Origin of the sequence: Halobacteriovorax sp. ZH5_bin.2, from assembly GCF_043196375.1 — a bacterium.
Classification (GTDB): Bacteria; Bdellovibrionota; Bacteriovoracia; order Bacteriovoracales; family Bacteriovoracaceae; genus Halobacteriovorax_A.
On the sequence record NZ_JBEBMJ010000004.1, the window covers coordinates 147,299 to 173,926 of the forward strand.

Consider the following 26,628-nt stretch of genomic DNA (forward strand, 5'->3'; position numbering starts at 1 on the left):
ATTGGCTATTGTTGAGAAAAAAACGGTTTCTGGCCTGACATCGTTCGTTGACGTGACACACAAGAGAAGATTACACCGATAGCAATTAAATTACTCATAAGTGATGATCCACCATAACTAACGAATGGAAGGTTAAGTCCCTTTGTTGGAAGAAGCCCAAGAACAACCCCCATATTTAAACAAGCTTGGACACCGATAATGAAGATAATGGACATGACCATTTTCTTTGCAATATCGTCATTTAAAGACAGTGCTAATTTAAAACCAATATGAGTAAAGGCCATAAAGAGAACAACAAATGCAATGACTCCTAGAAAACCAAACTCTTCGCCAATAACTGAAAAGATGAAATCATTATGGGCCTCTGGTAGAAAGAATAATTTTTCTAAACTATTACCAATACCTTTTCCAAAGAAGCCACCATTTGCAAAACCAATCCAAGACTGAATTACCTGGAAACCACTTCCTCTTGGGTTTGCCCATGGATCTAAAAAGGCCATCAGTCTTTTTACACGATAAGGTTGAGCAACGAGTATTAGAGACGAAAGAATTGTTCCGACTACTCCCATGATATAGAAATACTTACGATTAAAATTAGAAATAAAACAAGTGAATCCCATTCCTAGGGCACAAATAAAGAATGTTCCAAAGTCTGGTTGTAAAAGTAAGAGTAAGAGTACTAATCCAATATTGGCCGCATACTTTAAACGATTTTTAAGATTTAGCTTTTCATAATTCTCAAAAAAGAAAAGTGACATCATAAGTATCGTATACTTTGCAAGCTCTCCCGGTTGTAATGAACCGAACCCTAGATTAATCCATCGGTTGGCACCTTTAGCAACAACACCTAAACCTGGAATAAATGTTAAAACTAAAAGAAAGGCCACGACGAGATTTAAGTGGAATGAGAACTTTATCCAAAACTGATACTTAGTCTTTGCCACAACATAGGCCATACCCACGCCGATTAAAGCAAAGAGAATTTGTCTTGAGAAGAAGTGAAGGCTTGTTCCGTAAACTTCTTTTGAAAACATATAGGATGAAGAGTAAACCATGACGATACCAACACCAACAATAATTGATGTGATAATTAAAAAGAGTTTTCCAAAACGATCCGTGTTTTCAATAGAGTTCATATATTAATCATATATGAAGATTGTATTCGATGCATTAGAAATATAAGAAACTGCGCGTCAGGCTACTTGATATACATTTGCGCAAAATGCCTAATTGGATCAATTCCTCTTTCATCAAAACACGTGTAGGCATTGAAAGGATCAAGTCCTTCTTTTTGAATTATATTTAAAACACAGTTCTTCTCTTTTTCATTTTGCACCAAGGCTGCAACTGTCACATGAAAGCTATTCACACTACTGTGATAGTACTTGGCCACTTCATGAATGCTCGCCAAAGTTTCAGCACTCTTTACATATGTGCATGCATTAAACTCCACGAGGGAGATCGCTCTGCGATTGTCTAAGACTTCAGTTAAACATTGAAACTGATACTTAGTCGTAATTTGTGAGCATTGTTTTTTAAAACGAAATTGATTGTATTTTGAAAGTCGCTTGTCCACGAGGTTTTGACAGACTTTCACATAATCTTGATCAGCTTTAATTTGAGTAGAAAAAATAGAAACAAAAATAAAAAATAACAGAACCTTCATGACGAGATCATATGACTTAAAACTTGTTCTGTATTAGGCATAAAAAAAATGCCTGCATAATGCAGGCATTTCTATAATTATTATTTCAATAAATTATAATTGGTATACAAGCTTCTTGAACATCCTGCGATCAAAACAATCCAGTGGATTGTTTTGGCGCTGAGATGGATGTTATGTTCACGAGGAACTGTATGTCTGCGTGAGGCAGGAGCCGAAGCAGACTGACTTAAGGGCAGCTAGCGAAGCGCGGCTTACCGGCACAACACTAAAGTTGGTAAACTAGTTTCTTGAAGTAATTCCCTCTTTCCTCATAATCTCTAAAGAAATCCGTTGCAGGGTTACCTGGTGAAAGAATAATCGTATCACCAGTTCTCGACTTTTGATAAGCAAAGAGAACAGACTCTTCAAATGATCCAACAATGAAAGTTTGTGGATGCTCACCAAGTGCACGGTTCATTCTTTCTTTTGCTTCACCAACAAGAACGATGATTCTTGTTGTTTGAATTAGCTCATCAGTAAATGCTTCATACTCAAGATCTTCGATATCTTTTCCACCAGCAATTAAGATAACTGGAGTTTTAAACGCCTTAGTTGTCTCCACTAGTGTTCTCATATCTGTTGCTTTAGAGTCGTTATAGAAAGAAACACCATTCTTTTCCATTAAGAATTCAATACGGTGTGGAATTCCAGGGAATTTCGTTACACATGTTTGAATTGCTTCATCAGAAAGATCTAGTGCCTTACAAGCAGTGATTGCTGCTAGTAAGTTTTCACGGTTATTTTGACCAATGATTCTCATCTTCTTAACAACAAACTCTGAGTGGTAGTTGATATTTGAATGGATACGACGATCGTGGAAGTGTGTTCCTTGAATCTCTTCCATTACACCAAGCTTAACGAATGATCTTCTTGAGTACCAATAAGTTTGGCAATTTGCATTTCTAAAGAAGCTATTATTTGCAAGCTTGTCGAAGTTTACAATTAAAGTGTCATCAGGAGATAGTGTCTTGATGATACTTAGTTTTGTTTCCATATACTCACCCATTGACGTGAATTGTCCTTGTGGATAAGTATCTGCGATATCTGTAAAGACAACCATTTTTGGGTGGAAGTCAGTTAGACGTCTCATCTGAACAGCTGAAACCTCTACAACAACGTAGTCGATTTCATCTTTATTTGGCAGCATTGAATATTCGATAAATGGACTTTCACTTGTTCCACCAACAAATACATTCTTACCATCTTGTCTTAGAGTAAACCCAATCATGTGTGCTACAGTTGTGCGACCGTGTGATCCACAAACAGCAATAATAGGCTTACGACATAGCTTATTTCCAAGAGCGAATTCAGAATAAACTTCTTTCCCCTCTCTTCTTGCTAATTCTAGTTGAGGCATATTTGGATCAACAGAACCTGAATAAACAACAACATCAGCATTGATGAAGTCATCATCTAAGTGTTCACCAAAAGTCATTTCAACTGCAGGTTTAATCTTACGTAGTTTCTTTACAGCTTTATTAAGATCAAAAATCGGTTTGATATCTGTTACACGAATATTACAGTCAAGACGATTAAAGAAATTTATGAGTCTGAAACCAGTCTTTCCAATACCAACGATTAGGATATTCTTGTTTCTAAATCTCTCCATTCTCTACCTCATTTTTAATGTTGCGATCGCTAGAATCGCTAAAAATATGCTTATAATCCAAAATCTAACAATTACTTTAGGCTCGGCCCATCCCAGTAGCTCAAAGTGATGATGTATTGGGGCCATTTTAAATATTCTCTTCTTACGAGTTTTGTAAGAAGCAACTTGTAAGATCACCGAAACTGCCTCGGCAACAAAAACACCACCAATAATAACAAAAAGTAATTCACTTCTTGTTAGTACCGCCATTGTTCCTAGTGTACCACCTAAGGCAAGGGACCCCACGTCACCCATAAAAATCTGAGCTGGGTATGTGTTATACCACAAAAATCCAACGCCTGCACCGACGATTGCAGCACCAATGACAGCTAATTCTCCAACATTTTCAACATATGGCACAAAAAGGTATGACGCGATCTCTCTGTGACCAGTTGCATAAGCAATAAATCCAAGTGTTGCAGCAGATGTAATGATTGGACCAATAGCCAGGCCATCTAATCCATCTGTTAAATTAACAGCATTACTAGAGCCAACAATAACGATAGCTCCGAATATTATAAAGAAACTCATCAGGTTAAAAACTGGTCCTTTTACAAAAGGGACAAATAATTGAGTGTCGATAACATTGAAGTGAACCATAGCAAAGACAGCAATTAGGGCAGTTGCAAACTGCCACACAAGCTTACCTTTGGCCGAAACACCTTTTGTATTTCCTTTAGAAATCTTTGCATAGTCGTCGATAAAGCCGAGTACAAAGTAGGATGCGGTTACACCACAGGTAATGAGAACTGGAATTGAATTAAAGTTTCCAGTTATTAACAGTGTCAATAAGATTGTCCCCAAAATAAAAACACCACCCATTGTAGGTGTCCCTGCTTTTTTTAAGTGAGACTCTGGCCCGTCATCACGTATTACTTGGCCAAACTGCTTGCGCTGCATGAAACCAATAAAATACTTACCCCAAATAGTTGAAATAACTGTTGCAAGCAAGAAGGCCACAACTGTTCTAAATGTGATGTATTTAAAAATATTAAAAGCAAAGAATTCATCCCTTAGGGGATAGAGGAAATGATACAGCATGTAATCACCTGGTTTTTAAATTATATTACATAGTTATATCTATTAGCCTCTCTAGTTGTAAAGAACGAGAAGCTTTTAAAAAGATATAATCATACGAATTTAATACTACTGGCCAATTTGAGATAAAATCATCAAGATTTGCATAAGTTTGAGACGCGCCGCTAAAGTTATTTTTATAAAATTTAGCAAAGCGGCCAATGAAGACTGAGTTTTTAATGCCTAGTTCGTTTAGTAAGTCCGCAATGGCCTCATGATGTTCTTGGGTCTTCTCACCTAATTCATTCATGTCACCAATAATGAAGATAACTTTCTTTGTATCTGGAACTTGCTTGGCAAACTCTCTAATTGCAAGCCTCATTGAAGTTGGGTTTGCATTGTAGGCATCTAAATATATTTTTGAATCATTAACATTAATCCACTGGGCCCTTTTATTTTCAGGAAGCCTTAGTTTTTTTAACTCGTGAAATAAACTCAGTGAAAAAATATTTTCTAAGACAAAACATGAAGCTTGAACATTCCAGCGATTATAAGACTCTTTAATAAAATCACTTTCAAACTCGTAAACATTTTTCTTGCTTACAGGAACAATTTTATCTGTAACTTCTAAAGTTGCTAACTTCTCGTCTTCCATATTTAAAAAGAATTTCTTTCCATGGTCTTTAACCCAACGATAAAGTGCAGACTTTTCTTTTAAAACGCCATTAAGATCGATGAGAAATTCAGTATGAGCATGGCCAATATTTGTAATATATCCATAATCAGGCTGTGCAATTTCACAAAGCACTTCGATTTCACCAAAGTGGTTAGTTCCCATCTCAATAATGGCAAATTTATGCTCATCCTTAATTGAGAAGATAGTTAATGGTACCCCAATATGATTATTGAGATTACCTTGTGTGCAAATAACTGCTTCATGAAGAAAAGATTTTGCTAATGAGAACAGCATCTCTTTTGTCGTTGTCTTTCCATTTGAGCCTGTAAGTCCAAAAACAAAACCACCATGATTCTTCCACTCAATAATTCGAAACTTAGCGGCCTCTTGCAAGAACGAAAGGCTATCTTCAACTAAAAAGAAACAAAGCTCTGTATTCTTTTCAATGAGAGTTCTGATCTCCTCTTCTCTTTTTTTAGAATGAGTTAGAACAATTGCTTTTGCACCATTCTTTATTGCATCTGGAATAAAGCTATAAGCATCAAAGCGCTCGCCTTTTAGGGCAACAAATGTATTCTTATCATCAGACATACGAGAATCTGTAGATAGTAAAATATCAATATCTAGATCCTTACCAATACTTATTATAAGACCTGAAACTTTATTTAAATCAGAAATTAACATAATTCCCCTAATGCACTCTTTACTTCTTCAATATCACTAAAGTGGTATTTCACACCATTAATATCTTGATATTCTTCGTGTCCTTTTCCTGCAATAATTACAGCAGTAGGACGTTCATATTCTTTCACATAAGTATGAATTGCTTCCTTGCGATCGACGATAATATCAACGACTTCATTATTGCCTTCAAGAATATCTTTGATAATCTCATTCGGATCCTCAGTTCTTGGATTGTCACTTGTTACAACAACCTTATCACTAAATTCCAATGCAGCCGAAAGCATCTTTGGACGCTTTGTACGGTCGCGATCACCTCCGCAACCAAAGATTGTAATAATGTCATAAGAATCAAAATGCTTTTTAGTTTCACGACAAATATTTACAATTGCATCAGGAGTATGAGCATAATCCACAATGAATACACTATCGCCCTTTCTAAAAAGATTAAATCTTCCCTTAGGTAAAGATAGCTTTATTTTTCTATTTAATTTTAAACTAGATGCCCTATCACAAAGAGCGAATGCTAATTCCAAGTTATCGACATTGTAGCTGAGGTTAAATTCTTCACCATAAATATTTTCAACAGAAGAAGCTATGTCAAAACTTAGCTTAGACTTGAATTCAATTTCTTGTGAACGTGGAATAATAAAATTAGATTCACTATAATTTGTAAGTTTTGCTTTAGCATTAAAATAGGACTCCATCGTTCCATGATAATCAAGATGATCTTGAGTGAAATTTGTCCATCCTATTGAATCAAACTTCATTTTCTTTACTCTCTCCTGCTCTAGTGCATGAGAGCTTACTTCAAGACAGAAGTAATTAATATCTTTAAGCTTAAAAATGATTCTTCTTAAATCAATAAAAGATGGAGTCGTCGCAGATAGACTTTCCATGATTTCACTCTCACCTTTGATCACACCAACGGTACCAATACTACATGCGCTTAAGCCGTTAGCATTAAGGATAAGCTGACAAAGATGTGCGACAGACGACTTTCCGTTGGTACCTGTAATTCCAATTAACTTTACTTCACGATTAACTGGATACAGCTCCTCGACTAACACTTCTTGTAATTTATAAAAATCGCTCTCGTCCACAACTAGTGAATCAATGTCTGCAACTCTACGATTCGTAATAACCAGCCCAGCACTACCTTTTTCATAGCGTTGGCGAAATAACTCAACTGCTTTTACATTGTCATGTATACGATAAAAAGCGATATCACATGGTTTCGCTTGATCTAAATTTGCCGTAAGATCAGTAAGACCTTCCAAAAGGATATTGTATTTATTAATTAAATTATTCATATGTAGGTGGAGCGTATTTTAGTTTTACGACAACATCGCCATCACGATTACTACCAGCTTCTGGAGTTTGTTCTTGAACAACACCGACCCCAACATGACTTAGATCGATATCTAATTTTTGAGCAAGTGCCATTGCTGATTTTTTATCTAAGCCTACAAAGTTAGGAACTGAACCTCTACCTGTATAGCGCTTAGCAGACTGAACTCTTTTTACAGAGTCAAAGGCCATATCGTTCTTATAAGTCTCATTTTCAGCAAGGCCTTCGAATTCTTTATTCTTATAAAGAAGGTATTCTGTCACTTTTCTAAAAACAGGACCTGCAACTGAGTTCCCATAGTAAGACTTACCTCGTGCAGGTTTATCAACATAAGAGTAAACAACAAATTTCTTCTTAACGCCAACAGGGAAACCTAGGAACCCAGGAATATAACCAGTATAGCGTCCATTACTATCAGCTCTTTGTGCCGTTGAGGTTTTAGCAGCAATCTTAAAATAAGGAATTCTTGCTTTTCTTGCTGTACCACGCTCAACAGTATTTATCATCATCTCAGTGATTGATTTAGCAACATCAGTAGGAATAACTCTTTTTGATTTTATTTTCTTTGGATCATCAACTTTTAAGATTGTTGGTTGTACATAAACACCATCATTCGAGATTGCAGCAAAGGCCGCAAGCATCTGAATCCCTGTTGTTGCAACACCTTGACCAAAGCTGATATTACTTAAAGAAAGTGGAGATACATTCTTATCATCAGTAAAGATCCCACGAGATTCAGCAGGTAGCTCAATTCCTGTTTTCTCACCGATCTTGAAATCATTTAGTGTCTTCTTAAGTTTTGGAAAAGTTAAATCAAATGCAATTTTTGTTGTTCCAATATTTGAAGAGTACATAAGAATCTCTTCAACAGATAACCACTCAAATTTCTTTCTCGATTCAGCTTCCTTAATAATATGATCTTCAACCTTTAGACGGCCTTGTTCACAATAATAATTTGTATCAGGTCGTACAACTTTATTCTCTAGCGCTGAAGCAAGTGTTAAAACCTTCAGAGTTGAGCCTGGTTCAAATGGGTCACTAATAAAGGCAAGCTTGCGATCACTTCCTTTTGAGTCACTCACATCATTAGGGTCAAATGTAGGATAATTTGCCATTGCAATAATTTCACCGGTCTCAGCATCCATAACGCCAACACCACCTCGTTTTGCATCAACTCTTTCAACGGCTTCTTTAATGGCCTTTTCCGCTACTGCTTGAACTTCCTTATCAATTGAAAGATAGACATCGTTTGCTCTTTCTGTAGGAATATTTTGGCTAACGTATCTTACAGGGCGACCTTTATTATCTTTAAAGTACTTAATAATTTGAGGCTCACCTCTAAGTTCTTTATCGAAACGATGCTCAATTCCGGCCAGCCCATTATTATCGAGTCCAACAAACCCTAAGGTTTGTGCAGCAAGCTCGTGATTTGGATAAATACGCTTCGGAATTTCTTCAATATAAATTCCCTTAAGCTTTTTAATCTGTGCAACTTGTTCTTCTGTAAGCTTTGACTTTCTAGTAATCCAAGTAAAACGATTTCGCTCTAGCGCCTTCTTTGCGATACCATCGAGTTCCATCTCAGGAAGGATTGCCTTAAGTTTTTCATAAACTTTTTTATCTGAGATATTCTTTGGAATAGTAAAGATTGAGTAGGTTCTAATATTAATAGCAAGAGGGTTTCCATTGCGATCATAAATATGGCCACGTCTTGGAAAGACTTTTCTTTCTCTAAAGAATTGTTTTTTTGATTGTGATAATAAATGTCCACGATCAACAACTTGGATACGAAATGCTTTTACAAGAATTGCAACAAAAGCAATTGTAAAAATTGCGTATATAACTTTTAATCTGTTTTTTAAATTATTATCACTCACTACACTTACTTCTTAGCTGGAACAACAATGATTTGATGTTGCTTCGGCTGTGCTAAGTTATAATTAAGGGCCATCTTTCTCAAATTAGATACAGACAGAAGTCTAGCTTTTTTAGCTTTTAACTCTTTTCCCTCAACTTTAATTCTCTCTACTTCTTTTTTAACTGTTGCGATCTCATAATTCAGCTCAATTCCTTTCATTCTAAAAAGTACGAATAAAACTGTAATCACAACTAGACTAAGAACAATTGGTAAGCCTTGTGAACTAAGAACAACTCCCTTGATCTTATTTCCAATACCTTCCTTCTTAGATTTTGTTCGACTCATCCTTGAGGCCATTTAACAATCTCCTATTGTTATTAATTTTCAATCTTTGAAAATTTCTCGTATTTATTTTTTGATTTCTTACTTACAACACGCTTAAGCACTCTTAATTTTGCACTTCTCGAGCGAGAGTTTTCAGCAATCTCCTCATCACTTGGAATAATTGGCTTTTTAACTTCATTTTCAAAAAGCATCTCACCAAGTCCATTTTTTTCATAATCTTTAAAAAGCTTCTTCACAATTCTATCTTCTAAAGAATGAAAGCTTATAATTAATATTCTACCACCAATCTTTAATAATGGTAGCACCTGATTAATTACGTCAGTTATTACATCCAACTCGCGATTAACTTCTATACGAAGTGCTTGGAAGCATTTTGTCGCTGGATGAATGCGACCAAATTGTAATTTTTTTGGATAACAATCTTTTATCAATTCTGCTAATTGAAAAGTTGTATTAATCGGGCCATTTTTATCTCTTTCAAGAACTATTCGCTCAGCGATTCTCCATGCAAATTTTTCTTCGCCGTAATCCCTAAAGAGATTGGCCAGATCCTGTGCAGAATAACGATTAATAATATCCTTGGCCGTTTGAATATTGTCATTATCGTAGTCCATACGCATATCAAGCGGCGCATCAACACGAAATGAAAATCCACGTGAGCCTTCATCGAAGTGATGAGAAGAAACCCCTAAATCAAGAAGAACTCCATTTAGCCCTCCGTTTGCTTCCACAAGATCAGCATGATTACCCATGACAATATCTTTAAAGTGACAAAAGTTAGAGTCATGTAAGAAGAGTCTATCTTCAACACCATTTTTCTTAATAAGTTCACGGCCATTCTTTAAAGCATCGGGGTCTTGGTCAAATGAAATAAGCTTGGCCTTCTCCTCTCGTTTAACAATCGCCAAAGAGTGACCACCGGCCCCAAACGTACAGTCTGCAAAAAGTAACTGATCATGTTCTTCACTGTCTAAATAAAGATAATCGAGGCATTCTTTCTTTAAGACGGAATAGTGCTCTTTATATTCTTCAACCATTAAATAACCTTATTTTATAAGTAGTTAGCAGTTACAAATTTAACGTAATAAAAGTGAACAAACTTTTAAAATCTTTCATTCATTTGACTTGTATACACTACCAATGCCAAAATTTTACATCTAGCGCAAGGAATTTAAAAGTACTATGAGAGATACTGATTTAATTTTAAATAAATATATTGAATCAAAAGTTTTAGATTTTAAGAATCGTGTTAACGCTTATAGCGCGAGGAAGAGTTATTCTAAATCTTTTTTAAACTCTGCTAAAGAATTAACCAAGTCTGACTTAGTTGAAAGATTCAATTTAGTTAAGAATAATCTTTCTCCAAATGAAGCAATTAAACTAATGCGAAACCTTGTTACATCGAGTGCTTGGATCAGCTTTTCTTCAGCTCGCTATATACATTCTCTTACAAACTTTAAAAGCTTCGATAATAAATTCGACTTTGATAAGGTCAACTATCGATTCTTCAATGACCTCAAGGCCCGCAGACCAATCGACCTCCCAGATGATGAAATCTTTAGGATCATCTATAACGAAGTTGAATATGCTAAGTACCATCCAAATTACATTTCAAACTTAGAAGAACCAAAAACAGATATTACAATTGTCTTAATTCCAGGTGTTTTCAATGAGTTATTTTCAACACCTTCGTTTGAACGCGCCTGCCAACATCTTAAATCAAAATATAATATTAAGTATTACACGCCCGAAGTTAATGGTTTTGATAATTGCTTAAAGAACGCAGAATCACTTCGTGAACAAATTGCTAAATATGTAAGTGATCATCCAGAAGAGAAGCTATGGTTAATTGCATTCTCTAAAGGTGGTCTGGACTCACTCCATTACTTAACTGATTATAGCGAAGAACAAGATGCCATTGTTGGCCTTTCAACAATTGCTTCTCCTATTCTTGGCTCTAATTCGTTTAATAAGAAATTTATTAAAACCCTAAACCTTATTCATAATTTTTCTGATTCAAAACTTTATCAATTAATTGATGGCAAGAAAGATATCCTAGCTAAAGAAATGCAAAAGTCACTTTCTTCGACTTTTCGCAGGCCTTGGATGAGAAATAATCACGATAAGCTTAATCAAAACCTTTTCTATACTTCGATAGGGTTTTCATCGAAATGGTATGAGAGTCATCTCTGGATGATTCTTATGAAGATGTTTATAAGAAGCAAGAAGGATAATGATGGAGTTGTTGATACTGAAAGCTCATTATTCCCATACTATTTTGAAAGAGGCATCAAGCTTGGTATTTTAGATGGCCATCACCTTATTGGAAGAAGATCTTCTTTCTACTGCCAAGAAGCTTTGATTGAGGCCCATATTCATTACCTAAAGTATAAAGGGCTACTCTTTTAAGCCGCCCTTTAAATTCATCAGTACTAATTTTGACATTGTTTTAAGAGTTTCAAATACTCCAATACCTTTAACAGCGACAGCATCAAAGGCCGGCCTTTCATCGGCATTAAGTGTTTGGTTCATATCCTCAACAGGTGTGACATTTGGAAGATCTCTTTTGTTCCATTGAAATACAATCGGAATCTGATCAATATCGTAACCTTGTTCAGTAAGATTTGCTTCAAGGCTTTTAAGTGATTCAATATTAGCTTCCATTCTCTCAAGTTGAGAATCGGCCACAAAGATTACACCATCAACTCCGCGCAAGATTAACTTGCGAGATGACTCGTAAAAAACTTGCCCTGGAACTGTATACAAGTGAAAGCGAGTTTTAAAGCCTCTAATTTCACCTAGATCAAGAGGTAAGAAATCAAAGAAAATTGTTCTTTCATTTTCTGAGTCGAGAGAAACCATCTCTCCTTTATTTCCACCAGCAGTTTTCTGATAAATATATTGGATATTCGTTGTTTTACCACCAAGACCTGGTCCGTAATAAACGATCTTACAATTAATTTCCTTCGTATTGTAATTTACAAAAGACATGTGGCCCCCGTTATCCTAAAACGCCTGCAAAGAGGTCATCGACTTCGTTATCACTTATATCATCGAATAGAAATACCTCGTTTGGATCACTATCCCCTGATAAATGTGCTTCAATAAATTCTGGAAGCTTTGATTCAATACTTCTAATTCTTGCCTTTAGTTTTGCCGGATTATCCACATCAAAATAGATAAGACTTAGATAGATATCATCAAAGAAACCTGAGAGCTTTGTAATATAAATCCCTTTTGAAGAAGTTGCATAGTTGAATCTAAATTCATCTTGCGTTTCCTCTGGGATAAATTGAGAAAGAACCGAACTTGCCTGCCAAACACCTGCAATAAGGGCACCAGCAGTATCACTATCGAAATCAGTTTCAACACTTTTAAATGAATACAGTGGAATTCCGTCCTGACGACAAACAATTAAACCACTATTTACTAGAGAATCTAATCCACTATACTCTCTAAAAAACTCTTGAATAACGACTTCGATGTTATCCATAAACCTTCCTTACATTTTGGTTTTATTTTCTAATGCCTTAGATATAGTCATTGTATCTAAGTAATCGAGATTCCCACCCATAGGAATCCCAAAGCCAATTCGATCAACATTAACTTCATCTGAAAGAACTGATTTGATATAACTACAAGTCGCATCACCCTCAACAGATGGACCTATCGCTAAGATGACAGACTTAATACCGAGTTCATCAACACGCTTTTTAAGCTTATCAATATTTAACTCTGCTGGACCAACACCCAAAAGAGGATTAAGTACTCCACCTAGAACATGATATAGTCCTCTATATTGGCCACTTCTTTCAATGGCCATGTAATCAGTGATTGATTCAACAATACAGATCTCAGTTGATTCTTTACGGTGAATATCACTACAAACAGCGCAGATATCTTCATCAGCAAAGACACCACATTGATTACATTTTTTCAATTCTGCTAATTCATTTAGAGCAACAGCAAAGTCTCCTAATTCTTCCTTAGTCCACTTTGCTAAGCTAAGAACGTGTCTTAGTGCACTCTTTTCTCCAATGCCAGGCACTTTAGAGAATGAATCAACAAGATTATTAATTCTTTCAGGTAGTTTCATTAAGTTTAAGCCTTAGAAAAGTCCTGGAATATTTAGTCCACCAGTAACCTTGCTCATCGCATTTGAAACCATATCTTGTGATTCTTTGATTGCTTGATTTACTGCCGTTAAAACAAGATCTTCAAGAGTTTCAACATCATTTGGATCTACTGCTTCAGGATCAATCGTGATAGCTTGAATTTCTTGCTTACCAGTGATTTTAATTTTGATAGCACCACCACCTGAAGAAACTTCTAGCTCACGCTTTTCAAGCTCTTTTTGAAGTGTGCTAATTTTTTGCTGCATTTGTTGCGCCTGTTTCATTAGGCCTTGCATTCCCTTTGCCATTTTATTCTCCAATTTTTATTCATCTTCATTTAAGATAATTTTATCAATCTTAGAGTTAAATATTGAACTGGCCAATTGAAGCATTTCATCACCTTCAATTTCCTTCCTTTGATTTTGTTTTTCAATATTTTCATTCTCTATATTAATTTCAAATTTAGATTTAAAGTCTGTTTCTTCAGCTTTCTTCTTTTCAACTAGCTCGATTGATAAATCAATCTCTTGCACTTGAAAATATTTTCTAAGGTGTTCTCTTACCTTTTCAAGTGTCTCTTGATTATTCATATGATCAAAGAAAACTTTTGCACCAGTAGGATAGCCGATAAGAAGGGATACCTTATCCATCTGAACAACTAGATCACCAATTAAATTCCCTTGCTCCATATTTGCACCCATTACAGGTGAAGTTTTTGCCAAGAACTGAAGAAAACCATCCCAAGACTTAGGGCCCTCAATAACAACTTCCTCTTCAATTGATTCAGCTTGAATTGACTCAACCTCTTGAATTTCTTCACGAGATTCTTCCTGTGGTTCTATAGGATCATCAAAAATAATTTTATGAGGCTTGACGACTTCCTCTTGTATAACTTCCTCAACTTGAATTTCAACTTCAGGCTTAGGAGTCGGAATAGACTGTGGTAGAACTTCTTCAGTCTCGGCCACAACTTGGGCCTTAGGCTTTCCCGCGCTATCCTCCACTTGAGTGTCTGCAATTATCTGATGTCTTAATGCTACCTTTCTCATTGCTAAGAGTGTTGCATCAGTTGGAATAATTGACTCAAGCGTCCACGTAAAGTCTTTTGCGAGTGTTTCATAAACCCAGTAAAGTTCTGCTCGTGTTGTACGATCAAATATATCACCGTCCACTTTTGAAAGAACTCTCGATTTATCGTTAAAATCTTTTGCAATAACAATTGAAAATAGATTTTCAAGTAAAGACTTTACAATATTTTGTAGGGAGATATTTTGTGAAATTAGAGCATTAAAAGTATTTGTCAGCTCTTCAATATTTTCAGAAAGAGTAGAATCAATTAATGTTTTAATTGAGCTAAGCTTTGCAATCCCAAGGGCCTGAGCAAAGATATCCTCTGAAATATCTTGTCCAAACGAAAAACTTAAAACCTGATCAAATAAAGAAAGAGTATCTCTAAATGAACCATTACCTAGCTTAGCTAGAGTTTCAATTAACTCTGAATTAGCAAAAGTAATATTTTCGAGTTGTGCAATGTGAATAATATGAGACTTAAGCTCTTCAACTGTTGCATTAACAAAGTCGAAACGCTGACATCTTGAAAGAACTGTTCCAAGAAGTTTTTCAGGCTCAGTTGTCGCCATTAAAAATACGGCATGTTCTGGTGGTTCTTCTAATGTTTTTAAAAGGGCATTGAAGGCACTGTTAGAAAGCATGTGAACTTCATCAATAATATAAACTTTGTACTTTCCACTGGATGGTAGATAAGAGATATTACTAATCAGCTCTCTTACATCATCAACACTATTATTAGATGCACCATCGATTTCAACTACATTCATCGAAGCCGCAGAATCAAAGTCTTGGCAAGCACTACATTCACCACATGGGTTTTGATTCTCATCACGAGTTTCACATCTTAGTGCTTTAGCAAAAATCCTTGCTATCGTTGTCTTACCAATTCCACGTGTACCAGAAAAGATATAGGCATGACCTAATCGATCATCTCTCAGAGAGTTAACTAAAGTTTTAACGATATGTTCCTGCCCAACAAAATCTTGAAATTTTGCAGGACGATATTTTCTGGCCAAGACCTGATATGACATTAAGCACCATCACTTTATATGATTTAAAAATTTTACTTGTTAACTATAGGAAAAATTATAGGTATTGGAAAGGGGCAGCCGATACAAACACAATGCAACAAAGGTTACCGTTGCTTCGTTCCCGACCTGGCGGAGTTAGCCCCGCTACATTTGTCTGACCGGCTACCGAACATGAATATAATATTTATCTTAGCATGATGTCAATGAAAGCTAGTATTTAATGATAATCGTCTCACCTTTCAGACTCACCGAGTCAGAGTTGATGAACTTCATCACAAATTTTAAAACGAATTTTGTTGCCGTCATACCTGCAACTCGTGCTCGGTTAACTTTAATTCTCACCTCACGCTGCTCCGGCTGAACATCAAGCTTCCCAGCGGCCTTAAATTTGAAAGTGAATAGAGATTTTAACTTGGCCGTCATATTAAAGTGACCATCAGCAACAGTAATTTTTAGATCACGAATACGATTCTTATCTGACTCTTTCTTATCTTCACTAATCTTTTGAATACTAAAATCAGATCTTCTAAGACATCCTTCATAAATTGAAACAGCATCCACTTCTTTATCAGTTGAATTTATTTTTACGCAACGGGCCTCGATCTTAGTGAAAGTAAACTCACCTTTTTTAGTTTGCGCCTCAAGTTGATTAGCAATTAGACCAAGGTGCTGCTTTTCAAAATAAACTTGTCCGTCAAAAACATTAAATGGCATTCCTTCTCTAAGTAACTTAATCTCTTTTCCTGCAATTCGAGACTCTTCTAAACAACCTGCAAAAATTAGATCAAGATTAAAAGCACTTAAATTAGGGTCTTTATAACAATCAATATTAATATTTTTAAAGTTAATAGAACTGTTGAGAAGGTTACCTGAAGCGCTCTGAGCATCGATGATTATTGAATCTTCTTTAAAGGCAACTTCCTTTCCACGAATATTTACATTAGATTGAGTCGCACCACTTTGTTTAATTTCTACGATTGCGAATTCTTTGCCCTCAAGAGGCTTAATGTGCATATCCTTCAAACAAATTTCATCTAAGTTAAATGTAAACTCATCACTTTGACATTTAATATCAACATCTTTGATATCAAAAAGAAATTGTTCTGCACCAATACTTAGTTGTGGCCCATTTGCAAAAAAGCCAGTCTCTGCAAATTCGATTTTAGCTTCTTTCGCATAAATCATATTAAGTAGATCAATTTCAGTGAATTGCGGAAGATGAGTCGTAAGATTCAAATTATCTTTTTGAAAATTAATACGATTATTAAATAAGAAAGTGTTAACAAGAAAAAGCTCACCATTCTCAGTTAAATCAAACTCTACAGCATCGTATTTTATATACACATCTCTTGCGTGTGCAACGCCACCAAGAAATTCACTTCCTAGCTCTCTATTTAAGTTGATGGAATCAACTTCAAAAAACATAGAATTGGCGATACAAGATAATGCGAATGTTGCCGTAAAGATAAATTTAAACATATATTTATGTTCGATAAATATCGTCAGAATGTAAACAGTAGAGATTTAACTTTGACGTTTTCGATAAGTTTTTCGACGCAATTTAAAGAAATCTGATAATACTTTCGAGCATTTAAAGTGCTCTACACCACCAATGATAGAAAATTTATGATTGAAGCGCTTATCTTTTTGAAAACTGTAACCTAGTGATACTGACCCGGCCTTCTGATCATAGGCACCAAAGACTACATTTTTAAAACGTGCCTGCAAAATTGCATATAAGCACATCGGACAAGGCTCAAGCGTAATATAGATTGTGCAATTAAGAAGTCGCCAATCCCCAAGTTTTTCACTGGCCTCTCTTATGGCGAGAATTTCCGCATGGGCCGTCGTATCTTTTTGATGTTCTTTTAAATTATGAGTACGAGCTATCACGTTATCATTTTCATCAACGATGATTGCTCCCACAGGAACCTCTCCTGCCTTGAAAGCAAGTTCCGCTTCTTCAAGCGCCAAGTTCATATTCCAAATGTGTGATTTAATACTCATGATTTAAATTTTTTATCTTTTTTGGCCTTACGCTCAAAATTCCAATACTTTTCTAATTCGCCATAGCGACGACGAGAAGTTTCATCAGTGTTATGAAACCTTACTCCATATGTAAAAGGTCGTCCTATCGAATGTTGTCTTTTAGATACCACTTCAACGCTCAGGCGTCCATCAATGCTTGCCGTTAGCGGCTCAATTTCTAGCTTTTGACCAATCTTCAAATCATCGAACAGAGTAAGGCCGCCGGCTTTACGACGAAGATCAACCAGTCTTCCCTCCACACCATCAAGACCTTCTGAGTAAACACATGTCTTTAAATCATTACGGTACCTAAAATCATATTCCCACCAACTTATGACAGGATAGAAAACAGGTGTGTATAGAGAGAAGCAAAGGACTCCAAGTAGCATTAGAGACATTGTGTAGAGAAAAAATAATGAGAAGTCATTATAGTAATACAAAGACCTCAAAATATAAAAAATGATAAAGAGTGCAACAACGACACTTAATGTCCAAAAAGAATAGTGAACATTTTTTTGCATTCGATAATAGAGTCGATAAAGGATCACGGAAAATATGATTCCAAAGAGTGCGATAAAGTTAAATTGAAATTTAAAGAACTCATAACCCTTGGCCAAGAAGAACAAGAACATATGTAGAGAGAACAATGCCTGAACTTTATTGAAGTCACTCTTAATTGATAGTTTACTAATACTGATTAACATTATTCTATTTTATCAAAATAGGATCATTTGATAATCAGTGGCACTATTTGCTTAGCCCCTTCTTCACGAGTAAATTTATATTTTTTATCATCTATTGTTAACTCATACTCACCAGGTTTAAGGTTAACTGGATAAAGATGGATATGGTCATAAATACCATACCAAGATCGTAGGTCAGCTAATTCTGACTCTTGTATGGCACGATTTCCAGCAGCGTAAGCAGCACTTGCAGAGAGATAAGCAATCAAGCTACCACTATTATAAAGACTACGGTAAGTCTGATAGGCAGAAGTTAAAAGAGCAATATGCTTTGCCGCAAGCCTTGCACCTACTTTTGCTTCTAAAAGGGCCACATCATTTTTTAAAGAACTACTCAAGACTTCAGAAGTATTAGTCATAAGTACCGAGCCACCGCTTTCGACCTTCTCCCCTTTAGCATTTTTGATTGTGACCTTTTTGGGAGTCGATACTGTAGATGAATCAATCTTAGGTAGTTCAAAATAAATCTTTGGTTCAGTCCCTCTGGTAAGAGCAAGCATATTTAAAGAGAAAGTTACAAAGTCATCCATTCCTTCATCATTTGAAATATAAACTCCCACAGGAAGCCCTAATGGAAAGTCGTATACTTTGGCAGTTTTCTTGATGACATGGCCATTTAAAATAATGAGATAAGTATTAAATGATTTTCTATTATTAAAGAAATCGTAGGTGTGCTTATAAGTCTCTGTTTCCGTTATATACTTTGAAAGCTCAGACTGACTCATTAAGTGTAGCTTCTTATAATCTTCTTGATATTTCTTATGTGATGAATTGTAGCTAGGATACAATCCCATTTGCTGAATAAGATCTCTCTTTCCTATTTTCTTGAAATTATTAACAATCGAGCGGTCTTTGGCCCTACCATAAGTATCATGAACAACAACTCCCATCAGATCAATAAAGGTTGATCCCTTATAGATTGCACGTCCTCTATTTTGGGCCTTAAAGTTTTCGATATAGGCACTCCAATCTCTTAGAGTTGAAACCATGGCCTGTTGATGAAATCTCTTTTGCTTATCTGAAGTAACTTCTTTACTCTTCATATAATGAGCTAGAATTTCATAAAATCGAATATTGGCCTGTTCGAATTGATTTGGGTAATAGATGTCAGTGGCCTCTCCAATAAAAAGAGATTCTACTTTGTTTGAGATACTAATTTTGTATAATTCGTTTGCAATCTCTTTAGCATTGTTAAGATACAAAAGAGCATTGTCATAATCTTTTAAATTAAAATAAGCAATACCAAGCTCAGCTTGTTTTAGAAATCGATCTTCCTCTCGCTTATAGACTTCACCTTTGTTAATTTTTTCAACAACACTTTTGTAATCGTTACTTTTATATAAAGATGAAATGAGGTCACCTTCATCCCTTACTTTCCTTGCTGCACATGAGACAAGAAGAATAAGGAATGAAAGAGTTATAATCTTTTTAAAATTAGTAATATTCAACTAATTACCAACCTACTTTTGATTTTTCTGAATACTTATTAACACGTGTTCTAGTTCTCATAACTTCGACACCTCTAGAAATGTCAGTCATACGAATATTCATCGTGTATTCTTTTAATGTTTTCCCACTTCTTGAACGTGGTTGCATTCTTACATTACCAAAGATCATAATATCTGCACCTGCAGCATTTCCAATTTTCTTAGCTTCAGCAGGACTAACCATTCCATCATTTTGATATTGAATCTCTTTTAACAGGGCCTCACGAGCAGAAGCATCAATTAAGATATATTCTCCAGATTCACTTAACTGAGTTAAAAATTCATCAGAAATATCATCTGACGGGAAATATGGTTCGGCCGTTTGATTACTAAATTCAGCAACAAATACTTTAGGACGTCTTCCCAACTTGAGTAGGTAATTTTTAAATCCTTTATGTTGTTTCATTTTTTGAATCACTGTTTCAACTGAATTTTCAGTATCACGTGTAACCCATGCATCAGTAATCTCTAATGACTTCTCATCTGATGTGTCTCCCGAAACACGCTCAGCTTGAAATCCCCCACATGAAACTAATGTAAAAAGCAGTGTAAGTGCTAAAATCTTTTTCATATATCCTCCATTAAATTTTTAAATCAACAAAAATATCAGGTAAGTCGTCCATCAACTCACTAACAACTTCTTCAATAATGGCCTTTTCAGAACGACCTGTTTGTGTATATCTTTTTGTAATATTCAATTTCTTCTTATTGAAGTTAATCTCCAATGTCTTTTTTACAAAACCATCAACATTTAAAAATTCGTCGATTAAAGCAATTGCAATATTTAAGCGTTCACCACTCTTTCCTGAGAATACATTATTCTTATTAAGCTCACTTATTAACAGCTTATCAACGACCTCAAACTTCGGTTGTGAATAAACGTGTAATGTAATTTCTTTTTTAGGACGTACTTCATACTTTTTAACTTTAGACTTATAACTATCTGCTAAAGTCATCATATATAGCTCTAACTTTTTAATCACGCTATTATTGGCCCTAATTTTAGAAAGAACTAAATTATAACCAGATTTATATAAATCTTCGTTTTCTTTTTTTAATTCAGAAATATCACTTTTTAATTTAGTTATGAACTTTTTAGTATTTAGTCCCATTAAGACACAGTAGTATGATTCCTCATCAACAAATGACTCAATCATTTCAACGCCAAATAAGTTTTCAGAAACTTCTTCGCTGACAAAATCAGAATACTCGCCTTCATCTAATTTACCATTAGAGCTTTCAATCGAAATAAATTTTGCTTTTACTTTAACCTGAAAGTTCTTGGCTATTTCTACTCGTGCATCCTCAGTCGCCTCTTTCTCACTTAGGCTACAAGTCTTTGCACATAGAAAATCCTTAGGACATGATTTTATTTGTCCAAACGAATAAAGACTCAAAAGTGAAATAAGTAGGATCTTAATCTTCAAATTTTTGTCTCAGCTCTTCTTTGTGTGAATCTTTAGCAACAGCAATTGCTTTTTCTTGTGCATATCGAATTGCTCTTTGTAGAGTGTCTTCTTTAATACCTACTAGCGAATAGCAAGTGTAGTATGGATCACCAATAAGCTTTTCATCTTTCATTTTTTGTCTTTTTTCCCAGTACTGTTCTTTTACACGAACCCCAGAAACTTTTGTTCTAATTGATTGAGTTAGAGTTTCTGAAAATGTTTTAATTTCTTGTGAGTCCTCATCAAGATTCGTTACTTCAGTGTAATCATTTGCAATCTCCTGAGAGATTTCAGAAGCAATAACTGCAGTTGATCTGGCCGTAGCAGACTTAACACAAAGTCTTCTATTTCTGTTTTCAGATTGTGATAGGAAGTAGTGATAGTCTTTATCACCCTTGTAGTTATCAACGCTTTCTAACCAATCAGGCTCAATTTTATTTGAAGCATTTAAGATTTTATAATCAATTTCAAACTCTCTTGCCTTCTTTCCAGAAGCACAAGAAATCAACGCAATTGATATTAGAAAAAATGAGAAAAACTTTGTCATGATATCTCCTAAAAAAATAATCTTAGCGGACTTTTCCAAGTCAACTAATTTTACTTTACGTTGAGATATAATCAATGAAAAATTATTTTAATAATTCCTTAACAGCAACATGACTTAGCAAGAAGCCTACTGTTCCTGTCATGTATGTAGCAGTACCTAGCCCACCATCACAATCCAGCTTAAGTGCTTTCGAAGTATTATCAATTTCGCACTTTTTAATCTTCTTTGATGGCTCAGGGGAATAGACACATTGAACCTTGGCCTTTGAACGGCCAAGAGGGTAAAGGTGCTTCTTTTTAAGCTCTTGTCTCACCTTACGATAAAGCATATCTTGTTTCGTCTTAGATAATTCTGCAACAGTGATCATTGTAGGATCAACTTTTCCACCAATTGCTCCAGAACTTACAATTTTAACTTCACGCTTATAACACTCATTAATTAATATCGCCTTCTCACGGGGCGCATCAATAGTATCGATGATAATCGAAGGCTGCTCAGCAAATATCTTATCCATATTCTTTTCATTAAAAAAACAATAATGACAGACAACTTCACAGTCAGGATTAATTGTCGCGATCCTCTCTTTAAGAGCATCGGCCTTCATCTTTCCATAATTTCCATCGTGAGCATGTAGTTGGCGATTAGTATTTGAAACACAAATATCATCGAGATCAACTAAAGTGATTTTATTAACTCCGAGACGAGCAATCGATTCAACACACCAAGTCCCAACACCACCAAGGCCAATAATCATAAAATGTGAATCTTTAATTACAGTGAAAGCCTCAGCTCCAAGAAGGGCCGCTATTCCATTAAATCTTTGTTCGTGATTTGACATAGGCTTGTAAAAACAGGTGCTTAAGAAACATGGCGCACTCGGCAGGAGTCGAACCTGCGACCTTCTGATCCGTAGTCAGACACTCTATCCAGCTGAGCTACGAGTGCGCATGTAGGAGTTATTTATAGCCCCTAACTGCTCATATTGTCAATGCGTTCTTGCATTCAAGGAAATATTTGTCAGAGGGCCCTAAAAAATTGGACAATAGGCTCAATTTATTAATTATTTACCAGTTTAATACATGAACAAATTTTTACTTATATTACTGACTCTTCCCCTGCTAACTCTTGCCAGTGAAAGTAGTGAGCTACAAAAATCCCTCGATCAAAGAATCAAAGAGGATAATCATTCAAACAGTACCTCTTCCCTGGTTACTGCACATAGGCCTAATTATATTTTGCCAATTACCTATATGCACGATCCTAATGAAGCACCCTACCCTTCAGACGATGAGCTTAAGAATATCGAAACTAAATTTCAGCTTAGTTTCAAGTTCACAGTTTTGTCTCATATCTTTGGGTCTAAGACTGACTTGAATTTTGCCTATACTCAAAAGTCATTATGGCAACTTTACAATAAGAAAAACTCGGCAGCATTTAGAGATACTAATTATGAGCCAGAGTTATTTGTTTCTTTTGAGCCATTCAAAGAAGACTGGCGTATTTTTAAAAATTATTACCACTTCGGCTTCGTTCATCAATCCAATGGTAAAGATTTACCACTTTCTCGAAGCTGGAATAGAATCTTTGCAACAACGTTCTTTGAATGGCAAAAAACACTATTCATGCTCAAGGTTTGGTATCGTATAAATGAAGAAGCTAAGGATGGACCGACTGATTATACAGGTGATGACAATCCCGACATTACTGACTATCTTGGCTACTTTGAATTAACAGGTATCCATAAAATCAACGGCCATACCCTTTCTTGGATGTTAAGAAATAATTTGAAGAAAGATAATAAGGGTGCTCTCGAAGTTAGCTGGTCTTTTCCTTTGCCGGAAACACGTTTAAAAGGTTATCTTCAAGCCTTCACCGGCTATGGTGAAACGATGATTGATTACGATTACAATATGACCCGAGTAGGACTCGGTGTCGCATTTACAGATTGGTTATAATGAAAAAATTATTAGCGACAATTTTACTCTCTACACTTACTTTTGCCAGTAATTACAAGCCAGAATATTGGGGTATTGGATTTGGTTATCGTAATGCAGACATCCCATTTAAAGTAGCAGATAAGAAAGTTTCTGATATTATTCCACTATTCTTTTATAAGCGTGGAGACTTTCAACTTGATGGCCTATCAGCGCACTTCACTTTTTATCGACCTATCAAAAAGTTAAATATCAACCTTATGTCAAAGTATCGATTCTTTGATACTCCAAAAGATACGCAAAACACAGTTCGTGGAGCTGGCTTCGACTATGGTTTTGAAGCACAATATATCCACTCAAAAATGTGGAGAACGAGTGCACAAATTCTTGCTGATCATTCAACAAGAAGCTACTTCAATTTAAAGACTGAAGCTGACCTTGTGTGGAAGAAAGTCTTCTTTCGTCCATATGCCTATGCAACAATTAGAACTGCAGAGTTTAATAATAAGTATTATGGCTTAGATGTATCAAATCCCGGTCCAGGCTATGAAGTTGGTGGCGGAGTTAAGGCCGCCATAAGAGTACATAAAGACTTTAATATCCTCACTCATGTAAAAGTAAGTGCTCTTGATAATGAAACTGCCGATGCTCCTACGATTCGTAACCAAGTAAACACAGAAACATTTTTAGGTATCGGATTCATGGATCCCCACCTAATCCATATGAATGGACACGAAATTACAAAGCGTTCAAAACTTAAGTCAAAAACTTTTATTAGAGCGGCTTATGCAATCGCCACTCCATCAAACCTAAGTGATATCCTTTCTTTTCATACAGCAACTGATAAGTACAAGAATGACTTGGTTTCCTTTGCTTATGGTATTCCAATGGCCGACCAATTCCTAGGAGCCGACATTCCAGTTTATCTTCTGCCTCAATATGTTGGACATCTTAAAAGTGACGTACAGGAAGGAAGTAATGAATTCGTCTTAGCTGTTAAGATCTTCATTCCATTTCACTGGCCGACGAAGTGGAGACTGGGCCTTGCTGAAGGTATTTCTTATGCCGATCAAATCACTTACATCGAAGAGTTTGATATTTCAGGAAAGGGTTATCGTAGTAGTAAGTTCATGAATTATTTAGACTTTTCTATCGATTTTAGTTTAGAAAAAGCCGGACTAGAGCACACTTGGCTCGGGCTTATGATTCATCACCGTTCAGCAATTTTTGAATCGTCCTCAATGTTTGGAAGAATCAAAGGTGGAAGCAATTATATTGGCGCATATATCCAACAAGAACTATAGAACCTGCGAAGCTTTAAATGAAAATAATTGAAAATCTCAATGATTTCAATAATCTCTATAGTGGAAAAATCTGCTTTCCTGATCTTTGTCATGAAAATTTCGCTCTAGAAACATGATATTCATCCGATAATGAGTGCATGAAAAATTTAAGCTATATATTCACTCCATTATTTTTATCGACCACTATCACAGGGCTTAGCATCTACTACACTCAGATAAGTCTTACTCAAGGACTTGCTTTCTTTAGTGCACTAATTCCTTTTACATTCTTTGCCGTTAAGGAACGAAGAAAGCATCGAATGAGTCTTCAATCTTTTGTACAAAAGCTAGACTATCTTCAACGAAATATTGTTGGAACAAACGCTCAATTTTTTGAATCTTGTGAACAACTTGATGAAAGTACGGAAGAACAGGCAAGTGCTGTTATTCAAACAAGTGCTACAAGTGATGAAATTAGTGCCATGATTACTAAGACGACAGGGTCGATTGATTCATTCGAAGCAAATATCAGAGAGATCAATGGACTAATTAATAGCAGTGACCACTCATTAGCAAAGCTAGAAAAGAATATTCAATCGAGCTTAACAACAAGTCGTGATATCACTGAATCACTAAGTGATATTGTTGTTAACCTTAATGGTTTCTTATCTACATTTACCGATGTTGAATCTAAAGCAATGCTTATTAATGATATTGTTTTCCAAACGAAACTACTTTCTTTCAATGCTTCAGTTGAGGCTGCACGTGCAGGTGAGCATGGGAAGGGATTTTCAGTTGTAGCTGAAGAAATTGGAAAACTAGCATCAACAAGTGGAGAGAGTGCTGAGGCCATCAATGCGACTCTTCACGAAGCACAATTAAAGCTAAATTCTCTTATTTCTAATATTCAAGAAAATAGTAAGAATCTAAATGAAAGACTTGATCAAACTGCTGATTCTTGTGACAGCACTCTACAAGAGTTCAGACATAGCTTTAATCAGACAAATGATGAAACAGTTAAGATGAACGAGCAAATTCAAGAAGTAACAATTGCGGCAAAAGAGCAAGAGAATGGTGTTATCGAATTACGTGATGCAATTCATGCCATTAATAACTCAACTCAAAGAAGTGCACTCGTTGTATCTCAAACGCTTAACTTAGCAAATACAATTAGCCAGTACCTTGGTGAGCTTTCTGGATCGATTAATCATACAAAAGAATCACAGAATATTAGAATCAATGAAAATATTGAGCTGATTCCATGGGAAGACAAGTACAACATTGGTATTTCTAAAGTAGATAGTGAACACCAAGAACTTCTACGTAAGATCAATGGACTTATTAACTCAATGAACACTGGAAAGGGAATGAAAGAGGCTTTCCAAACACTAAAAGAATATACTGTTTTCCACTTTGATGAAGAAGAAGAGTACATGCAAAGTATCAACTACCCTTCTTATGAGTCACACAAGAGAGTTCACGAGAAGCTTTTATCTGCAGTTGCACGCTTTGAGCAACAACTACATAACGGAACACTTGAAAAAGATAAATTAGCAAGTTTCTTAAAGAACTGGTTATTTACGCATATTATGGGAATTGATACTAAGTATGCAGCTCATGCAAAGAAGCAGCGAACAACTAAGTTCGCTGCCTAAATAGA

The 26,628-nt window shown here is 35.6% G+C and carries 26 protein-coding genes, 1 tRNA gene and 1 other RNA gene; 4 read left to right on the forward strand and 24 right to left on the reverse strand.

Annotation, left to right across the window (positions count from 1 at the left end):
* Positions 1-5: 5 nt before the first annotated feature.
* The 9 genes from ftsW to rsmH form a co-directional block, all read right to left on the reverse strand.
* Positions 6-1,136 carry a putative lipid II flippase FtsW gene (ftsW, locus tag ABMA76_RS11555; RefSeq protein ID WP_392861243.1) on the reverse strand — a complete coding sequence of 377 codons (1,131 nt, stop codon included), beginning with the start codon at positions 1,134-1,136 and terminating at the stop codon, positions 6-8.
* 62 nt (positions 1,137-1,198) lie between these two features.
* Positions 1,199-1,666, reverse strand: coding sequence for a hypothetical protein (locus ABMA76_RS11560; RefSeq protein ID WP_392861244.1), 468 nt, complete (start codon positions 1,664-1,666; stop codon positions 1,199-1,201).
* 265 nt (positions 1,667-1,931) lie between these two features.
* Complete coding sequence (gene murD / locus ABMA76_RS11565; RefSeq protein ID WP_021267585.1) at positions 1,932-3,314, reverse strand: UDP-N-acetylmuramoyl-L-alanine--D-glutamate ligase; 1,383 nt, start codon at positions 3,312-3,314, stop codon at positions 1,932-1,934.
* 3 nt (positions 3,315-3,317) lie between these two features.
* Positions 3,318-4,394: a phospho-N-acetylmuramoyl-pentapeptide-transferase gene (gene mraY, locus ABMA76_RS11570; RefSeq protein ID WP_392910939.1), complete on the reverse strand. Its 1,077-nt coding sequence runs from the start codon at positions 4,392-4,394 to the stop codon at positions 3,318-3,320.
* A gap of 25 nt (positions 4,395-4,419) precedes the next feature.
* Positions 4,420-5,730, reverse strand: a complete 1,311-nt coding sequence (gene murF / locus ABMA76_RS11575; RefSeq protein ID WP_392910937.1) for a UDP-N-acetylmuramoyl-tripeptide--D-alanyl-D-alanine ligase — start codon at positions 5,728-5,730, stop codon at positions 4,420-4,422.
* Positions 5,724-7,007: a Mur ligase family protein gene (locus ABMA76_RS11580; protein ID WP_393061648.1), complete on the reverse strand. Its 1,284-nt coding sequence runs from the start codon at positions 7,005-7,007 to the stop codon at positions 5,724-5,726. Before ABMA76_RS11580 ends, murF begins: the two co-directional genes overlap by 7 nt.
* 25 nt (positions 7,008-7,032) lie before the next feature.
* On the reverse strand, positions 7,033-8,955 hold the full coding sequence (locus tag ABMA76_RS11585; RefSeq protein WP_392910933.1) for a penicillin-binding transpeptidase domain-containing protein: 1,923 nt from the start codon (positions 8,953-8,955) through the stop codon (positions 7,033-7,035).
* A 5-nt stretch (positions 8,956-8,960) separates the two neighbouring features.
* A complete protein-coding gene (locus ABMA76_RS11590) occupies positions 8,961-9,293 on the reverse strand; it encodes a hypothetical protein (protein ID WP_393061650.1) in 333 nt (110 codons plus the stop codon).
* Between the two features lie 20 nt (positions 9,294-9,313).
* Positions 9,314-10,318, reverse strand: a complete 1,005-nt coding sequence (gene rsmH, locus ABMA76_RS11595) for a 16S rRNA (cytosine(1402)-N(4))-methyltransferase RsmH (protein WP_392910931.1) — start codon at positions 10,316-10,318, stop codon at positions 9,314-9,316.
* A gap of 145 nt (positions 10,319-10,463) precedes the next feature.
* Between rsmH and ABMA76_RS11600 the strand changes: the two genes are divergently transcribed.
* Positions 10,464-11,690: an esterase/lipase family protein gene (locus tag ABMA76_RS11600; RefSeq protein WP_392910929.1), complete on the forward strand. Its 1,227-nt coding sequence runs from the start codon at positions 10,464-10,466 to the stop codon at positions 11,688-11,690.
* Here the strand turns inward: ABMA76_RS11600 and ABMA76_RS11605 are convergent.
* From ABMA76_RS11605 to ABMA76_RS11675, 15 genes are all read right to left on the reverse strand, one after another.
* Complete coding sequence (locus tag ABMA76_RS11605) at positions 11,679-12,272, reverse strand: ATP/GTP-binding protein (protein WP_392861258.1); 594 nt, start codon at positions 12,270-12,272, stop codon at positions 11,679-11,681. The two genes, ABMA76_RS11600 and ABMA76_RS11605, sit on opposite strands and share 12 nt — an antisense overlap.
* A gap of 10 nt (positions 12,273-12,282) precedes the next feature.
* Positions 12,283-12,774: a hypothetical protein gene (locus ABMA76_RS11610; RefSeq protein ID WP_392861259.1), complete on the reverse strand. Its 492-nt coding sequence runs from the start codon at positions 12,772-12,774 to the stop codon at positions 12,283-12,285.
* Between the two features lie 9 nt (positions 12,775-12,783).
* Entirely contained in the window at positions 12,784-13,377 is a 594-nt protein-coding gene (gene recR / locus ABMA76_RS11615; RefSeq protein ID WP_392861261.1) for a recombination mediator RecR, read from the reverse strand.
* Positions 13,378-13,389: 12 nt separating this feature from the next.
* Positions 13,390-13,704, reverse strand: coding sequence for a YbaB/EbfC family nucleoid-associated protein (locus ABMA76_RS11620; protein ID WP_021267713.1), 315 nt, complete (start codon positions 13,702-13,704; stop codon positions 13,390-13,392).
* A gap of 15 nt (positions 13,705-13,719) precedes the next feature.
* On the reverse strand, positions 13,720-15,498 hold the full coding sequence (gene dnaX / locus ABMA76_RS11625; protein ID WP_392910925.1) for a DNA polymerase III subunit gamma/tau: 1,779 nt from the start codon (positions 15,496-15,498) through the stop codon (positions 13,720-13,722).
* A 70-nt stretch (positions 15,499-15,568) separates the two neighbouring features.
* Positions 15,569-15,665: signal recognition particle sRNA small type (ffs, locus tag ABMA76_RS11630), an RNA gene on the reverse strand.
* 43 nt (positions 15,666-15,708) lie between these two features.
* A complete protein-coding gene (locus tag ABMA76_RS11635; protein WP_392910923.1) occupies positions 15,709-16,977 on the reverse strand; it encodes a hypothetical protein in 1,269 nt (422 codons plus the stop codon).
* Positions 16,978-17,022: 45 nt separating this feature from the next.
* Positions 17,023-17,505, reverse strand: a complete 483-nt coding sequence (locus tag ABMA76_RS11640; protein WP_392910921.1) for a nucleoside deaminase — start codon at positions 17,503-17,505, stop codon at positions 17,023-17,025.
* Complete coding sequence (locus ABMA76_RS11645; protein WP_392910919.1) at positions 17,502-18,230, reverse strand: PilZ domain-containing protein; 729 nt, start codon at positions 18,228-18,230, stop codon at positions 17,502-17,504. The genes ABMA76_RS11640 and ABMA76_RS11645 overlap by 4 nt, the downstream gene beginning before the upstream one ends.
* Positions 18,231-18,253: 23 nt before the next feature.
* On the reverse strand, positions 18,254-19,717 hold the full coding sequence (locus tag ABMA76_RS11650) for a hypothetical protein (protein ID WP_392910917.1): 1,464 nt from the start codon (positions 19,715-19,717) through the stop codon (positions 18,254-18,256).
* A gap of 4 nt (positions 19,718-19,721) precedes the next feature.
* Complete coding sequence (locus ABMA76_RS11655) at positions 19,722-20,327, reverse strand: CsgG/HfaB family protein (RefSeq protein ID WP_392910914.1); 606 nt, start codon at positions 20,325-20,327, stop codon at positions 19,722-19,724.
* Between the two features lie 10 nt (positions 20,328-20,337).
* A complete protein-coding gene (locus ABMA76_RS11660; protein ID WP_393061652.1) occupies positions 20,338-21,183 on the reverse strand; it encodes a hypothetical protein in 846 nt (281 codons plus the stop codon).
* Positions 21,173-21,751, reverse strand: coding sequence for a hypothetical protein (locus ABMA76_RS11665; protein ID WP_393056987.1), 579 nt, complete (start codon positions 21,749-21,751; stop codon positions 21,173-21,175). Before ABMA76_RS11665 ends, ABMA76_RS11660 begins: the two co-directional genes overlap by 11 nt.
* An 82-nt stretch (positions 21,752-21,833) precedes the next feature.
* Positions 21,834-22,589: a ThiF family adenylyltransferase gene (locus ABMA76_RS11670; RefSeq protein WP_392861275.1), complete on the reverse strand. Its 756-nt coding sequence runs from the start codon at positions 22,587-22,589 to the stop codon at positions 21,834-21,836.
* A 30-nt stretch (positions 22,590-22,619) separates the two neighbouring features.
* Positions 22,620-22,696 (reverse strand) — tRNA-Arg (locus tag ABMA76_RS11675).
* A gap of 134 nt (positions 22,697-22,830) precedes the next feature.
* Between ABMA76_RS11675 and ABMA76_RS11680 the strand changes: the two genes are divergently transcribed.
* The 3 genes from ABMA76_RS11680 to ABMA76_RS11690 all read left to right on the forward strand — a co-directional run bounded on the left by ABMA76_RS11680 (position 22,831) and on the right by ABMA76_RS11690 (position 26,623).
* The gene (locus tag ABMA76_RS11680) at positions 22,831-23,706 is read left to right on the forward strand and encodes a phospholipase A (protein ID WP_393061654.1); all 876 of its coding nucleotides are present in this window, start codon (positions 22,831-22,833) and stop codon (positions 23,704-23,706) included.
* Complete coding sequence (locus tag ABMA76_RS11685) at positions 23,706-24,989, forward strand: MipA/OmpV family protein (RefSeq protein ID WP_393061656.1); 1,284 nt, start codon at positions 23,706-23,708, stop codon at positions 24,987-24,989. Before ABMA76_RS11680 ends, ABMA76_RS11685 begins: the two co-directional genes overlap by 1 nt.
* A gap of 137 nt (positions 24,990-25,126) precedes the next feature.
* Positions 25,127-26,623, forward strand: coding sequence for a bacteriohemerythrin (locus ABMA76_RS11690; RefSeq protein WP_392910903.1), 1,497 nt, complete (start codon positions 25,127-25,129; stop codon positions 26,621-26,623).
* Positions 26,624-26,628: the final 5 nt, after the last annotated feature.